The 14,973-nt window shown below is 37.8% G+C and carries 13 protein-coding genes and 1 tRNA gene; 2 read left to right on the forward strand and 12 right to left on the reverse strand.

Annotated features, from left to right (window positions below; genetic code table 11):
• Nucleotides 1-218: 218 nt before the first annotated feature.
• Nucleotides 219-530 carry a DUF1292 domain-containing protein gene (locus tag DW963_RS00880; RefSeq protein WP_022097202.1) on the forward strand — a complete coding sequence of 104 codons (312 nt, stop codon included), beginning with the start codon at nt 219-221 and terminating at the stop codon, nt 528-530.
• Here the strand turns inward: DW963_RS00880 and DW963_RS00885 are convergent.
• Together DW963_RS00885 and DW963_RS00890 are read right to left on the reverse strand one after the other, a co-directional pair.
• Nucleotides 484-2,340, reverse strand: a complete 1,857-nt coding sequence (locus DW963_RS00885) for an ATP-dependent helicase (protein ID WP_117913494.1) — start codon at nt 2,338-2,340, stop codon at nt 484-486. The two genes, DW963_RS00880 and DW963_RS00885, sit on opposite strands and share 47 nt — an antisense overlap.
• 102 nt (nt 2,341-2,442) lie before the next feature.
• Entirely contained in the window at nt 2,443-2,943 is a 501-nt protein-coding gene (locus DW963_RS00890; RefSeq protein ID WP_012739465.1) for a GreA/GreB family elongation factor, read from the reverse strand.
• Nucleotides 2,944-3,144: 201 nt separating this feature from the next.
• Here DW963_RS00890 and DW963_RS00895 point away from each other — a divergent pair.
• Nucleotides 3,145-3,218: transfer RNA gene (locus DW963_RS00895), tRNA-Pro, on the forward strand.
• Between the two features lie 60 nt (nt 3,219-3,278).
• Here DW963_RS00895 and DW963_RS00900 read toward each other — a convergent pair.
• From DW963_RS00900 to DW963_RS13210, 10 genes are all read right to left on the reverse strand, one after another.
• On the reverse strand, nt 3,279-3,842 hold the full coding sequence (locus tag DW963_RS00900) for an energy-coupled thiamine transporter ThiT (RefSeq protein ID WP_117913495.1): 564 nt from the start codon (nt 3,840-3,842) through the stop codon (nt 3,279-3,281).
• A gap of 67 nt (nt 3,843-3,909) precedes the next feature.
• On the reverse strand, nt 3,910-4,089 hold the full coding sequence (locus DW963_RS00905) for a hypothetical protein (protein WP_117913496.1): 180 nt from the start codon (nt 4,087-4,089) through the stop codon (nt 3,910-3,912).
• Nucleotides 4,090-4,212: 123 nt separating this feature from the next.
• A complete protein-coding gene (locus tag DW963_RS00910) occupies nt 4,213-5,223 on the reverse strand; it encodes a GGGtGRT protein (protein WP_012739474.1) in 1,011 nt (336 codons plus the stop codon).
• A gap of 14 nt (nt 5,224-5,237) precedes the next feature.
• Nucleotides 5,238-5,942 (reverse strand): iron-sulfur cluster assembly scaffold protein, encoded by a 705-nt coding sequence (locus DW963_RS00915; protein ID WP_022097694.1) that lies wholly within the window; start codon nt 5,940-5,942, stop codon nt 5,238-5,240.
• Between the two features lie 153 nt (nt 5,943-6,095).
• A complete protein-coding gene (locus tag DW963_RS00920; protein WP_117913497.1) occupies nt 6,096-6,767 on the reverse strand; it encodes an LbetaH domain-containing protein in 672 nt (223 codons plus the stop codon).
• 23 nt (nt 6,768-6,790) lie between these two features.
• On the reverse strand, nt 6,791-8,611 hold the full coding sequence (gene glmS / locus DW963_RS00925) for a glutamine--fructose-6-phosphate transaminase (isomerizing) (RefSeq protein ID WP_117913569.1): 1,821 nt from the start codon (nt 8,609-8,611) through the stop codon (nt 6,791-6,793).
• A gap of 22 nt (nt 8,612-8,633) precedes the next feature.
• A complete protein-coding gene (locus DW963_RS00930) occupies nt 8,634-10,649 on the reverse strand; it encodes a DNA topoisomerase (RefSeq protein ID WP_286168867.1) in 2,016 nt (671 codons plus the stop codon).
• A 34-nt stretch (nt 10,650-10,683) separates the two neighbouring features.
• On the reverse strand, nt 10,684-11,271 hold the full coding sequence (gene yfbR, locus DW963_RS00935) for a 5'-deoxynucleotidase (RefSeq protein ID WP_117913499.1): 588 nt from the start codon (nt 11,269-11,271) through the stop codon (nt 10,684-10,686).
• Between the two features lie 127 nt (nt 11,272-11,398).
• A complete protein-coding gene (gene asd / locus DW963_RS00940; protein ID WP_012739480.1) occupies nt 11,399-12,496 on the reverse strand; it encodes an aspartate-semialdehyde dehydrogenase in 1,098 nt (365 codons plus the stop codon).
• A 138-nt stretch (nt 12,497-12,634) separates the two neighbouring features.
• On the reverse strand, nt 12,635-14,836 hold the full coding sequence (locus tag DW963_RS13210; RefSeq protein WP_158568600.1) for a right-handed parallel beta-helix repeat-containing protein: 2,202 nt from the start codon (nt 14,834-14,836) through the stop codon (nt 12,635-12,637).
• Between the last annotated feature and the right edge of the window lie 137 nt (nt 14,837-14,973).

A 14,973-nucleotide genomic window follows, 5' to 3' on the forward strand; every position in this document is an offset into this window, starting at 1 on the left:
AATATTCGTTGTAAATGCTATTAATTTAACCAAAAAGGGGACAATCCTAGCGTTGTTGCTAAAATCGTCCCCTTTGACTTAAATTATTAACTTATGCATAATATACACCTTACATAATAAAATGGCAAGTGTTTTTTCTTTATTTTCATTGCTTTTATACATAATATTTGTTAGAGTAGAGAAAATACTAAAGCCATTACTGGCAGAACGGAGACATTATGGAGAATAATAATCAGGAATATAACACAGTAACTCTTATGCTTGACGATAACACAGAATGTGAATGTGCAATAATACGCATATTCCCTGCTGGAGATAACGACTATATCGCACTTCTTCCACTTGAGGGTGAAGCTGCAGACAACGATGAGGTATATCTTTATAGATACAAGGTTGAAGGCGACAACGAACCTGTACTTGAGAATATTGAATCTGATGAAGAATATGAGCTTGTATCTGAAGCATTTGATGAAGAATTAGATGCTATGGAATATGAAGATCTGTACGAAGAAGAGGATAACGAGCAGTAAGAAGCTCTTCTATAAAGCGTGACCGGGTTGTATCTTTGTTGTATCTCTGCTTGGGGTACAGAAGATACAACTTTTCTTTTGCCCTTGTCATAGCAACATAAAAAAGTCTTCTCTCCTCTTCTATCTGCTCATCTAAAACCGCCTTATTATACGGTATTATTCCCTCACATACATCCATCACCATCACAATCTTATATTCAAGACCTTTAGAGCTGTGCATTGTAAGCATATGCACACCGTCTGATGTATTATTCTGTCTGTCTTTATCGCACTGCCTGATGTATTCTGCAATACCATCAAGCCATTGTGACAGATTCATATACTGTGAAGCCCTGTGTGCCAGTTCATCAAGCACATTATATAATTCTTCCTTATCAGCCTTGTGTTCATATATATAATTCCTTATATACTCATCATAACCAACACCCTTTCTTATATAATTAACAGCTGCAAATGGAGGCATACTTCTTATCATACTAATATCAGACACCAGCTTTTCTACCTGTTTACTCATCTGTTCATTCCCCTCATAGCCTCTCTTCAATGCATTAATATCTGCCGGCTGTGTAATATATGAACGGCTTATATATCGGAGCGGCTTATTAATAATCCGCAGAAAATCTATTCTTTCCCTGCTGCCAAGTGCTATCCTTATATATGTAAGAATATCCTTACTTATCCAGTGCTCATATATATCCTGTACTACCGAGTAATCGCAGCATGGAATTCCATCACTTTCAAGCCTTGACATATACATATTCCCAATTACATTAGTTCTTGATAACACAGCAATGTCATCAGCAGCTATTCCAGTATCAATCAGTCTTCTTATCTCTGATACAAGAAATGCTTTCTCATCATTCAGACTGTTAAATTCATATACAGACACAGTATCTCCTTGTGAATTGTACGTCGTTATATCTTTATAATAACGATGCTCATTCTCCTCTGCTACAGCCCTTGAAGCAAACACAATATTGCCCGTTGACCTGTAATTAATACACATGTCAATTCTCACTGCATCACTATAATACTTATTGAAATCTAACATTATCTGTGGAGCAGAACCCCTGAATCCATATATACTCTGGTCATCATCCCCCACCACAAAAAGATTTCTGTATTCATCAGCAAGAATCCTCACAACATCAAACTGTGCCTTATTAATATCCTGAAATTCATCTATCAGAATGTACTTATATTTATTCTGCCACGCCCTCCTGTAATCTTCTCTCTGCATCAGAAGCTCGCGGCACTGTACAATCATGTCATCAAAATCAATCAGATGCTTTCTTACAAGCATATCATCATAAGCCATGTATATTATTCTGAAGCTCTGTGGCGGAATGCATCTGCTCTCATATTCATCTATATTAACAGCCTCACCCTTAACACGGCTTATCTCAGATAAAACACCATCTACAGCTTCCTTCTCATCATCATACTCCAATTCAAGCCTGTGTATCTGGTCTTTCACGAATTCATGCTGTACCTGTGGCGTAATAATGCAGCGTGCAGAATAATTATATGCTGCCTTAAGTATGGTAAAAAATACTGCATGAAATGTGCCAAATGTTACTGCTGAACTTCTACCTTCTGACAGCCCCTTAAACTTAAACTTCATCTGCTCTGCTGCAGCCTTAGTAAATGTAATAACAAGAATATCAGACGGCTTGACCCCGCATCTGTCGATAAGATACCTTACCCTGTGTGTAAGAACTGTAGTCTTTCCAGAACCTGGTCCTGCAATTACCATACACGGTCCTTTATTATGTTGTATAGCCTGAATCTGTGCTTTATTAAACTGCAAAAGCGGCACCCCTTATAATAATCTTACACAAACAAATGTATATTAAGATTATATAAGTATTCCGCTATCGTGTCAACCTAATAATATATATTTTATATTTTATTAATAACTTGTTATGTTATCATCAGAATCATCAGTATTAGATATATCTTTTATAACAACATAATATTCAACCTGTGGATTAACCTGTACAAGAACCCTGTCACCCTTCTTATGTCCAAGAAGTGCCTTGCCTAGGGGCGACTCTATACTGATCATACCGCTTAACGAATCAGCCCTGATTGTAGTAACAATCTTAATAGTCTCCGTGCTTTCATCATCCTCATACAATACCTCAACCGTATTATTAACGCCAACCTCATCATCTGCTGATGAATCATCAATAACAGTCGCATTCTTAATAGTTCTCTGCAGGTATCTTATTCTGCTCTCATTCTTGTTCTTAAACCTTTTTGCTGCATGATACTCGAAATTCTCACTTAAGTCCCCCTGAGCCCTTGTCTCCTTGACATCATCAAGTGCAGCCTTTCTTACCTCATGTATCCTGTACTCAATCTCTTCTTCCATCTTTTTGATATCATTCTTAGTAAGTTCGTGTCCCATATCTATCCTTCTTTCTCATCTTTAATAATCAATTAGTAATTAATGAAATAATATGAATATATTTTGCCCTTTTATGATACATTTTGCAAGTCTGTTCATTCCTGATTTTAAAGTTATAATACCAAATATGTAAATATATTTTGCTTTTTTGCTTGCACTTCTCTGTAGATACGCTATAATATATAAATCACATTTAGGCATCGGCGTGTGGCTCAGTTTGGTAGAGCGCGTGGTTCGGGACTACGAGGCCGCAGGTTCAAATCCTGTCACGCCGACTAAAAAGCTCATGAGGATATTGTTAATCCCCATGAGCTTTTTATTTCTATATAACTTTCCTATACAAGATTATTCTTAACATAAGAAAGTGCCTTATTGACAGGTGGCAGTGATATAACAATCAGAGTTATTACGGCTTCAAGACCTATGTATGAGACATTGTAAACAAATGAATAAAGTATTGCACTATTAAAGAATTCCGGAGTATATACCGCAAAAAATATCCATCCTGACAGAAATGAGCAGACAAACCTTCCAGCTGCTCCTATTACATACCCCTTAATCAGTCCATTCTTTGACTTTGAAAATATTCCTGATAAACCAAGCATTCCAAATCCCAGTATATAATCCAGCATTACCTGTGGAATATTCAGAATGTATGGATCAACCAGCAGCTGCAATACCCCGTATGCAATCGCAGACGCTAATCCTGCCTTTAACCCATACCAATATCCAATAAGTACAATAAAAAACATGCTGAACAATGTTACAGAGCCACCCATTGGCAGCTTAATTATTTTAATCATAGAAGTTACAAATGCCAGTGCTATAGCCATGGCTGCAAATGCAATATGCTTCGCATTTATTTTCTTAACTGAGAAGCTCATAATATTCCTTTCCATTCCTTTTCATTTATCCATCCGTAAAAGATTATACATTTCTTATTAAAATGTCAAGAAAAACCCAGAGTTATTGTGAATTCAAATATAACATCAACACTTCCCTTGTCATATCACATACAACTTTTTCCAAAGTTTCTCTTGGTATATCTCCTGTATCAATTCTGGTAAAATCATGTCTTACTGCGTCTGTGAGTTTCTCCCATTGTACTCTTTCCGCTGATGTCATATTATGCATATACATTGCCATTAATCCTCCTCTCTCATTCCACAATAATAAGCCAAATACTAAACAAAAAGAGGGCTTTCACATCAGACAAACTCGATATGAAAGCCCTCAAAAGCCTTTATTAACAGGTTTTGTATTTATTTATTAGAACTTACCGTTCTTAGCAGCTTCTTCGATGGAAACAGCTACAGCTACAGTAGCACCAACCATAGGGTTGTTACCCATTCCGATTAATCCCATCATTTCAACATGAGCTGGAACTGATGAAGAACCTGCGAACTGAGCATCTGAGTGCATACGTCCCATAGTATCTGTCATACCATAAGAAGCAGGACCTGCTGCCATGTTATCTGGGTGAAGTGTACGTCCTGTACCACCACCTGAAGCTACTGAGAAGTACTTCTTGCCAGCTTCAAGTCTTTCCTTCTTATATGTACCTGCAACTGGATGCTGGAATCTTGTAGGGTTTGTTGAGTTACCTGTGATAGAGATATCAACATTCTCCTTCCACATGATTGCAACACCTTCTGTTACATCGTTAGCACCGTAGCAGTTAACCTTAGAACGAAGACCATCTGAGTATGCTGTTCTAGAGATTTCCTTTACTTCGCCTGTTGAATAATCCATCTCTGTCTCAACGAATGTGAATCCGTTAATTCTTGAGATAATCTTAGCTGCATCCTTACCAAGACCGTTAAGGATAACTCTAAGAGGTTTCTGTCTAACCTTGTTAGCCTTCTCTGCAATACCGATAGCACCTTCAGCAGCAGCGAATGATTCATGACCTGCAAGGAATGCAAAACATTCTGTCTCTTCTTCAAGTAACATCTTTCCTAAGTTACCATGTCCAAGACCAACCTTTCTCTGGTCAGCAACTGAACCTGGAATACAGAATGCCTGAAGACCTTCACCGATAGCTGCAGCAGCTTCTGAAGCCTTTCTTGCACCCTTCTTGATAGCGATTGCTGCACCTACTGTGTAAGCCCAGCATGCATTTTCAAAACAAATTGGCTGGATACCCTTAACCATAGCATATACATCTAATCCGGCATCCTTAGTAATCTTTTCAGCTTCTTCAATACTAGCTATACCATAGCTGTTAAGAACTGAAGTAATCTTATCTATTCTTCTCTCATATGATTCAAATAAAGCCATTCTAATTGTCCTCCTTACTTAACTTCTTCATCTGTTCTTGGGTCAATAATCTTAACAGCATCTGCAACTCTTCCGTACTGTCCGCAAGCCTTCTCATATGCTGTTGTAGGGTCATCACCCTTCTTAATGAAGTCTGTCATCTTACCAAGGCTGACAAACTTGTAACCGATAATCTGGTTGTCCTTATCAAGGGCAATACCTGTTACATAACCTTCAGCCATCTCAAGGTAACGAGGACCTTTCTTTAATGTACCATACATAGTACCAACCTGAGAACGAAGTCCCTTACCAAGATCTTCAAGACCAGCACCAACTGCAAGTCCGCCCTCAGAGAATGCGCTCTGAGTTCTTCCGTAAACGATCTGTAAGAATAACTCTCTCATAGCTGTGTTAATTGCATCACAGACAAGGTCAGTGTTAAGAGCTTCCATAACTGTAAGTCCTGGTAAAATCTCTGCTGCCATAGCTGCTGAATGTGTCATACCTGAACATCCGATAGTCTCAACTAAAGCTTCCTGAATGATACCTTCCTTAACATTAAGAGTAAGCTTACATGCACCCTGCTGAGGAGCACACCAGCCTACACCATGTGTAAAACCTGAAATATCTTCAACCTTCTTATTCTGTACCCATTTACCTTCTGTTGGCACTGGAGCTGCTCCATGATGAACGCCCTGTGCTACTGGACACATATTCTCTACTTCCTGTGTGTAAATCATCTTATTACTCCTTTCGTAATTCATAGTGTTTACTATAAATGAAACGACGGCCAGAAGCCGTCGTCCAAGCCTTGACTATTTTCTCACAAACTTTTGCATTAGTCAATGTGAGACACAACATTTTTACATTAATAAAACAAAAATTTCACATAATTATCTCTTAGTCACCACTTCGCCCTGCTTCTTATATATAGAACCTGCCGGAATAAAGCCTCTTACGCTTGAAAGCGGATAAATATTACTCTCTCTTCCAACAATTGTTCCAGGATTAAGTACGCTGCCACAACCAACCTCAACATTGTCTCCAAGGAAAGCACCAATCTTTTTGATACCTGTATCAATATTGCAGTCAGGTCCTTTAATAGTAATAAGCTTCTTGTCAGACTTAACATTAGATGTTATTGAGCCTGCACCCATATGAGCCTTGAAGCCAAGAATTGAGTCACCAACATAATTATAATGCGGAACCTGAACCTTATTAAAAAGAATTACATTCTTAAGTTCAGTTGAATTACCTACAACAGCACCCTCACCTACAATAGCTTTTCCACGGATGAATGCACAGTGTCTTACCTCGGCATCTTTACCAATAATTGCAGGTCCTGCAATATAAGCTGATGGAAATACATTTGCAGTTCTGTGAACCCATATATTCTCCCCACGCATCTCATATTCATCTTCCGGCAGGGTATTGCCGAGTTCTACAATAAAATCACCAATCTTTGCAAGTACTTCCCATGGATATGTACAGCCTTCAAACACTTTTGCCGCAATAGTTTCATTAAGGTCGTACAGATTACTTATCTTTAATGCATCGTTATTCATATCTAATATCCTCTTTATATCAATTATTCAACAGTAACAGATTTTGCAAGGTTTCTTGGCTTATCAACATCGTTGCCCTTAAGAACTGCTGTATAGTAGGCAATAAGCTGTAACGGAACTGCCGCAACCATAGGCATAAGGAGCTGATCTGCCTGTGGAAGCTTAATAACAATATCTGCCACTCCATCCTCAATATCAAGCTCTGGTTCTGCAATAAGCACTACAAATGCGCCTCTTGACTTAACTTCCTTAATATTACTTATAGTCTTTTCCTCAAGATTCTTCTGTGTTGCTATTGCAATTACAGGCATCTGTTCTGTAATAAGCGAGATAGTTCCATGCTTAAGCTCTCCTGCCGCATATGATTCAGAATGAATATAAGATATCTCCTTTAACTTAAGAGAGCCTTCCATACTGAGTGCATAATCAAGACCTCGTCCTATATAAAGAAGACTGTCTGCATTAATAAGCTTAGAAGCTGCAAACTGACACTTACTCTCAAGTGCAATGGCTTCTTCAATAACCTCAGGTACTTCTTCAAGCATCTTAGTGTATCTGCTGCATTCTGCCTCATCCATCTTTCCATTAGCATAAGCTAATTCAAATGCAATTAAATACATAACTGATATCTGAACCATATATGCCTTAGTTGAAGCAACTGAAATCTCAGGACCTGCATGTGTATATACAACCATATCTGCTTCTCTAGCAATTGAAGAACCCTTAACATTAACGATTGCCATAGTATCAGCGCCTGCCTGTTTTGCAAGTTCAAGTGCAGCCTTAGTATCAGCAGTCTCACCTGACTGTGATATAACAATCATAAGGTCACCTTCATTAATAAGAGGATCTCTGTATCTGAACTCTGATGCAATATCAACAGTTACAGATACTCTTGCTATCTTCTCTATTATATATTTACCAACCATTCCGGCATGCATTGCTGTACCACACGCAACAATATATATATTATTGTAACTTTTTAACTTGTCAGGATTGAATCCTTCGGCACTGAAATCAGGCATATCATCTGTAATTCTTGGCATGATAGTTCTCTTTACAGAATCTGGCTGCTCATGGATTTCCTTAAGCATAAAGTGAGCATAACCGCCCTTTTCTGCAGCATCAACATCCCAGTCAGCTGTATTTAATTCCTTATGTATCTCATTGCCATGAACATCATATATCTTAACTAAATCCTTCTTAATAACTGCAATCTCATTCTGGTCAAGAAGATAATAATCTCTTGTGTAATGAATAATAGCCGGTACATCAGATGCTATGAAATTCTCATGTTCTCCAACACCAACAATAAGAGGACTGTCCTTTCTTACTGCAAATATTTCATCAGGGAAATCCCTGAACATAATTCCAAGTGCGTATGAACCCTTAATCTCTGATAACACCTTTGCAATAGTCTTCATCGGATCCCCATCATAGTAGTAATCAAGCAACTTTGCTGCAACCTCAGTATCTGTTTCACTTGCAAAGCTATATCCCTCTCCAATAAGAAAATCCTTAAGCTTCTTGTAATTCTCAATAATACCATTATGTACAATAGTAACTCTCTTATTGCCATGTGGATGTGAATTGATATCTGATGGTTCCCCATGTGTAGCCCATCTTGTATGGCCAATTCCAACATGTCCTTGTGGTTTTCCTTCTTCATCCATCTTCTCAACAAGGTTGGCAAGTCTTCCCTTGCACTTCTTAACCTTGATATTACCATGATCAAATACTGCAATACCTGCTGAATCATATCCTCTGTATTCAAGCTTAGATAATGCATCTACAAGTACATCTGCGCTTTCTCTGTCTCCTACATATCCTGCAATTCCGCACATATATTTAATTCCTTTCATTCATTTACTTATAATTCTTAGCCGTATCATTAAAAAGTCCTACAAGACCAGCCTGATTCCTTAATGCCATAACAGCCCTTGTTCTTCTTGAAACAAAACCATCAAGCTTCTCCATATACTCATCTGCTGTAATATTCCCCTCTGCTACACCTGTAAGTCCTTTTTCCCAGCTTGCCGTAAGCTCCGGATTAAGCAGATGCCTGATAGAATTGTCTACAACATCATATATTATCTCACCTAAAAATGTAGGCGTAATAATCTGTGTCTTAGAATTAATAGAAATATACTTAATAGTATTAAGTTTTTTAAGAATCTCTGCTCTTGTAGCACTTGTTCCTATTCCACTACCCTTAATCTGTGCCCGCAGTTCCTCATCTTCAATAAGCTGTCCTGCATTCTCCATTGCAAGAATAATAGAACCTGAATTATATCTCTTTGGAGGTGAAGTTTCACCTTCTTTGATATTAAACCCATTAAATGTGATTGTAGAACCTTTTCTGTATTTTTTCAATACCTCGAATAAAGCCGCATCACATTTATTATCATCCTTATTATCGACGCTATCATCATCCTTTACTTTTGCATCATTTCTCGCCTTTGCAAATGAGTTCTTAGCTACGCTAAGATACCCTTCATCTACAAGCACTTTAAATGAAGCATACAGCTTTTCATTCTTCACATCACTGGCAATACTTACCTTCTGATAAATAGCTGGTGGATAGAATATGCTTAAGAATCTTCTTACAATTATCTCATAAGTTCTGGCTGCTGTGACTGACAAAGTCTTAAGATTATTAAAGCCCTGTCCTGTCGGAATAATCGCATAATGGTCTGTTATTGCTTTATCGTTGCAATATCTTGTCTTTTCAATCCCCTTCTGCATATTATTCTGCAATATATGCTCTGCAATCTCCTTCACAGGAGCAAAATTCCTGAGTCCGCCTATATTCTTATGTATCTCCTTACTTACCGCTGTTGATAACACTCTCGCGTCAGTTCTTGGATAAGTAACTAGCTTCTTTTCATACAGCTCCTGAATAATATTAAGAGTCTCATCAGGGCTTATCTTAAACAGCTTGCTGCATTCATTCTGAATCTCGGCAAGGTTGTACAGAAGTGGTGGATTCTTGGTTTCTTTTTTTCTCTCAATAGAATCAACTACTCCCTGTGCTGGCAGCGGGTCAGATAAGAAATTAACCAGCTCCTCTGCCTTCTCCCTGTCCTTAAAACCATTATCCTTATATAAATATGGCGTACCAGCATACATACTCTTATCACTTACACGCCATTCTGCATCAAATGTTGAATTTTCAGCCTGTGCCTGTCCAATAACTCTGTAGAAAGGTGTCTTTACAAAGCTTCTTATCTCCCGTTCTCTTCTTACTACCATTCCAAGAACACATGTCATAACCCTTCCGACAGATACAACCGCCCTGTCAAGGTGCAGATAATTGGCAATATTGCGTCCATATTTCAATGTAAGAACTCTTGAGAAATTAATTCCCATAAGATAATCTTCCTTCGCACGAAGATACGCTGAATCACTCAGATTATCATATTCAGATATATCCTTTGCAGTATTAATCCCTTTAAGAATCTCTTCCTCGGTCTGCGAATCAATCCACACGCGGCGTTCTTTTTTGCCTTTAACGCCTGCTTCCTGCCTCACAAGCCTGTATATATATTCTCCTTCGCGTCCCGAATCGGTACATACATATATATATTCAACATCATCCCTTGTAAGAATGTCTTTAACTATATTAAACTGTTTTGCAACTGCAGGTATAACCTCATACTTGAATTCCTTCGGTATGAATGGTAGCGTATCAAAGCTCCATCTCTTAAGATTAGGGTCATAAGCATCCGGATAGCTCATAGTTACCAGATGTCCGACACACCATGTCACAATATGGTCTCCACCCTCAAGATATCCGTCTTTTCTTGTGAAGTTCACGTGCAATGCCTTTGCAAATTCCTGCGCTACACTTGGTTTTTCCGCGATATATACGGATTTTCCCATTATATCCCTCATTTCTGTGTCTATTACACAATTATTATTCTCCTGAAGCATCAAGAGTTCCCATATAAGCCGGTATATATTCTTTCATAAAATAATCTGCTTCCGGAATATTCATATCAACAATAGCCTGATGTATTGTCTTTTCTGCATCAGCAAAATCCATGTTGCCAGACTTCTTTTCCTCAAGACATTTGATATAAGCTGACATCTTATCGGCAGCCTTGACATACTTCCAAAGTGCTTCTTCCTCTTCTGTCTCAGATAACACACCTCTGTAACGTTCTCTTATATCTGTTCCAAGACCTGACAGCATCTGATCCTCTGCAACATGCTCCACTTCCTTATATGCATTTCTTATAACCGGATTGTAATACTTTACCGGAGTTGGCAAATCACCTGTAATTATCTCTGTCACATCATGATACATGCCTAGAATTGCAAGTCTTTCAGCATTAATATCCCCACCATATATCTCGTTGTTAATAATTCCTAATGCATGTGCTATGAATGCTACATCAAGACTATGCTCACACAGATTCTCATGACGTGTGTTCTGCATAAGTCCCCATCTGTTAATATATTTCATTCTCGACAGCATAGCGTAAAAATAATTTTCCTTCAATGTAAATGTCCCCTCTTTACTCTTTAAGTCGTTTCATAATTTTATATCATAATAGGTTTTTAAGCAAGTAAAAAGAGATGCCATCTCTGACATCTCTTTTCTGGTATGTGTGTATATTAGAATTTAATTATTCTGCATCCTTAGGAGTGATATAACCCTGTGCCTTAAGAAGCTCTGCAATAAGAACAGCTCCACCTGCTGCACCTCTTAATGTGTTGTGTGAAAGGCCAACAAACTTATAATCAAACACACTGTCTTCTCTTAAACGGCCAAGTGAAACACCCATTCCGTTCTCATAATTTACATCAAGCTTAACCTGTGGACGGTCATCTTCTTCAAGATACTGGATGAACTGCTTTGGAGCACTTGGAAGATTAAGTTCCTGTGGAACTCCCTTGAAGCTTCTCCACTTTTCAATAATCTGTTCCTTAGTTGGCTTCTTCTCAAAGTTAACAAATACAGCTGCTGTATGTCCATCAAGAACTGGAACTCTGATACACTGACATGTGATAACCGGATCACTTGCAGGAACAATCTTTCCATCCTCAATCTTACCCCATAATCTTAAAGGCTCTTTCTCAGACTTTTCTTCCTCGCCACCAATATAAGGGATGATATTCTCAACCATCTCTGGCCACTGTTCAAATGTCTTACCAGCACCTGAGATTGCCTGATATGTTGTTGCAACAACAAGCTTTGGTCCGAATTCCTTTAATGCATTAAGAGCAGGTGTGTAGCTCTGGATTGAACAGTTAGGCTTAACACAGATAAATCCTCTCTTAGTACCAAGTCTTTCTCTCTGATATTTAATAACTTCAAGATGCTCTGGGTTGATTTCTGGAACAACCATAGGAACATCTGGTGTCCAACGATTAGCACTGTTATTAGAAACAACTGGAACTTCTGCCTTAGCATATCTTTCCTCTATAGCCTTAATCTGGTCCTTAGGCATATTAACTGCACAGAATACGAAATCCACCTTAGAAACAATTTCATCAAAATCCTTATCCATATCATATACAGTCATCTTCTTAACGAACTCTGGCATTGGTGTCTGCATCTTCCAGCGTCCTTCAACAGCATCTTCATAAAGCTTTCCTGCTGAACGTCCTGAAGCTGCTACTAAAACAACCTCAAACCAAGGATGATTCTCAAGTAATGTTATAAATCTCTGTCCTACCATACCTGTACCGCCAAGGATACCAACTCTTAACTTATCGCTCATTTTTAACTCCTTCAATATATAAAATCTCAAAGACACTTCCCTCTGTTCTGTCTTTCTGTGACGGACATTTGTTTTTGTGTCTAAGAAAATATATCACAGCCTATAGGATAATGCAAGAGATTTTTGAGTTTTTTAGCATTATTTCTTTTTCTTAGCTGAAAATACTACTACACCCACACATATTATTACACATGCTGCAAGTACAATCACGTATACCATTACATGACTGCTGTCACCTGTTTTGGTTGAGTTATCAGATACTTCTCCACTTGCTGCAGTTGAAGTCTTTTCTGTCTTGGCTGTTGTTATCTCCTGCTCTGTACCCTTAGTTGCTGATTCCTCCTGACCAACTGTAGTTGTCTGCTGTGCTGCTGTTGTTGTCTCCTGTGCTGCTGTTGTTGTCTGCTGTGCTGCTGTTGTTGTCTCCTGCTGAGAACCAAGTGGTGCTACAGAAATATAAAAGAGATTAGTAGTATCACCCTTAGTTATTGTATGCGTTCCCTTTGCAACTTTAACTTTAACAATACCATTAGTTGCTGCAGTCTTTACTCCGTCAATTTTAATCTTTTTAGCAAAATTACTATTGAATACAAGTGTAAGTTCTGAATCTGTATCACATGTAAATGATATGCTTGTTGCAGTTTCAATCTTAAGACACTTTGTAAGTGTCATACCGTTGTATATAACACTTCCCTTGCTTTCTGAATAATTACCCGAAATAGTAAAGTAAGCGTTCTGTTCTGTAATATCAGTTGTAAAATTCATTACATGTGCAGCACTTGATACCGGTTCGTCTGACTTAGTTGTCTCCTGCGCTGTTGTTGTCTCCTGCGCTGTTGTTGTCTCTGATGTATTTTCTGAACTGCCCTCTGTTTCTTTATCATTATCTGATGATTTACCAGTTACATATACAATCTGGTTAGCAACATTGAACTTTGCACCCATAGATGAATAACTTCCTGTTGTCTCATAGAGACCATTCATATTGATTGTTCCATCTGCATTTCTTAAGAGTTTGTCAATATTATCTGTATATTTAATTGTATTATTAATATTCTTAAATGTTCCAGATGCACTTGAAGGGTTATTCACCACTGTTCCTGACTTATATCCTGCGCTTGTATTAAGAATCTGTGTAAATGAATCGCCTGAAAGCTGATAGTACTTCTTAGAATTATAATATATAGAATTCTTCACATTACCCATAAACTTATCTGAATCAACTGCATTTACTGAAATAAGGCCTGAATATTCGGCCCCTGAACCAGCTCTGTAGCATACGAAATTGCCCTTTTTGGCATTCTTTCCATTACCCCATGCTGTAAGATTAGTAAGTGTAAGTGCTGATGGATTATTGTTATCTGTAAATCCTGTTGCTCCATTATCAAATGACAGACAATTAAGTACATTATGTGGTGTACCTACACCTGAACCGCCAAGCTTGAAACCATTCATATCACCATTAGCATAATGCGTGCCGTTAGTTAATGTTCCATTGGCAAATGCTACACAGTTTCTAATTGTTACGACACCTATTGGTCCTGTAGCTGTCTTGGCATATAAATCCCATCCATCATCAGAATTGCAGTATGATATACATCCATCAAAGACATTTCCCTCGCCACATGTAAGCTTTGCTGCAAATCCATCTGCATTCTCTCCTGTACCTCCCTGCTCAGGAAAATCACAGTTATTAAATGCTGTACAATTAATAATAAGATTGTTAGATGGCCATAAATCTTTAGTTGCAGCAGTTGTATCATACCTTGAAAGCTGAAGACCTGTATCTCTGTTTGCTTCAAATACACATCTTTCAAAAATGTTATTATTACCAGCAAGCAATACTCCGTTATCACCAGCTCCATAGAAATTAATACCGCCAAAATACCAGTAATCACCATCAAGTATAAAACCTCTGTTCTGACTATTAAATACCTGTGCAGAAAAATCAAACTTAACATCATGATTATCTTCTGCTTTAACAATTATGTATGAACCATCCTGTCCATTAATTGTGTTATTAACAATAACACTTGTAGAAAACTTGTATGTTCCACCTTTGATTATGATTACATCTCCAGCTTTAGCTGATTGTAATGCACTAATAATCTCATCTGAAGATGATACATACTTTGCATTCTTAAAATCTGCATCCTTCTTAAGGCTTATATCTGTATAAGTTCCTGTGTAAGAAAGACTTGTTTTGTCATAAGATTTTCCTGTTGCAGCATTAACATTATCAGTTGCTGAAAACAGAACTGCTGGTACGACAACGCTCACAATCATTACAAATGCAAGAATCAGTGCCCATTTGCTTTTCATGTCTTTAAATCTTTTCATTGTATTTTTCCTCCTGATACATTTCTTTGTGCAATATATTTTAAATTACACTAACTTTGTATTAAATTTTATCACATTTTGACATTTCAATAAACTTATATTACATAGTACTTTGGTACCATATATATTAATAATTT

Origin of the sequence: Eubacterium sp. AM46-8 (assembly GCF_003466705.1) — a bacterium.
Taxonomy (GTDB): Bacteria; Bacillota; Clostridia; order Lachnospirales; family Lachnospiraceae; genus Lachnospira.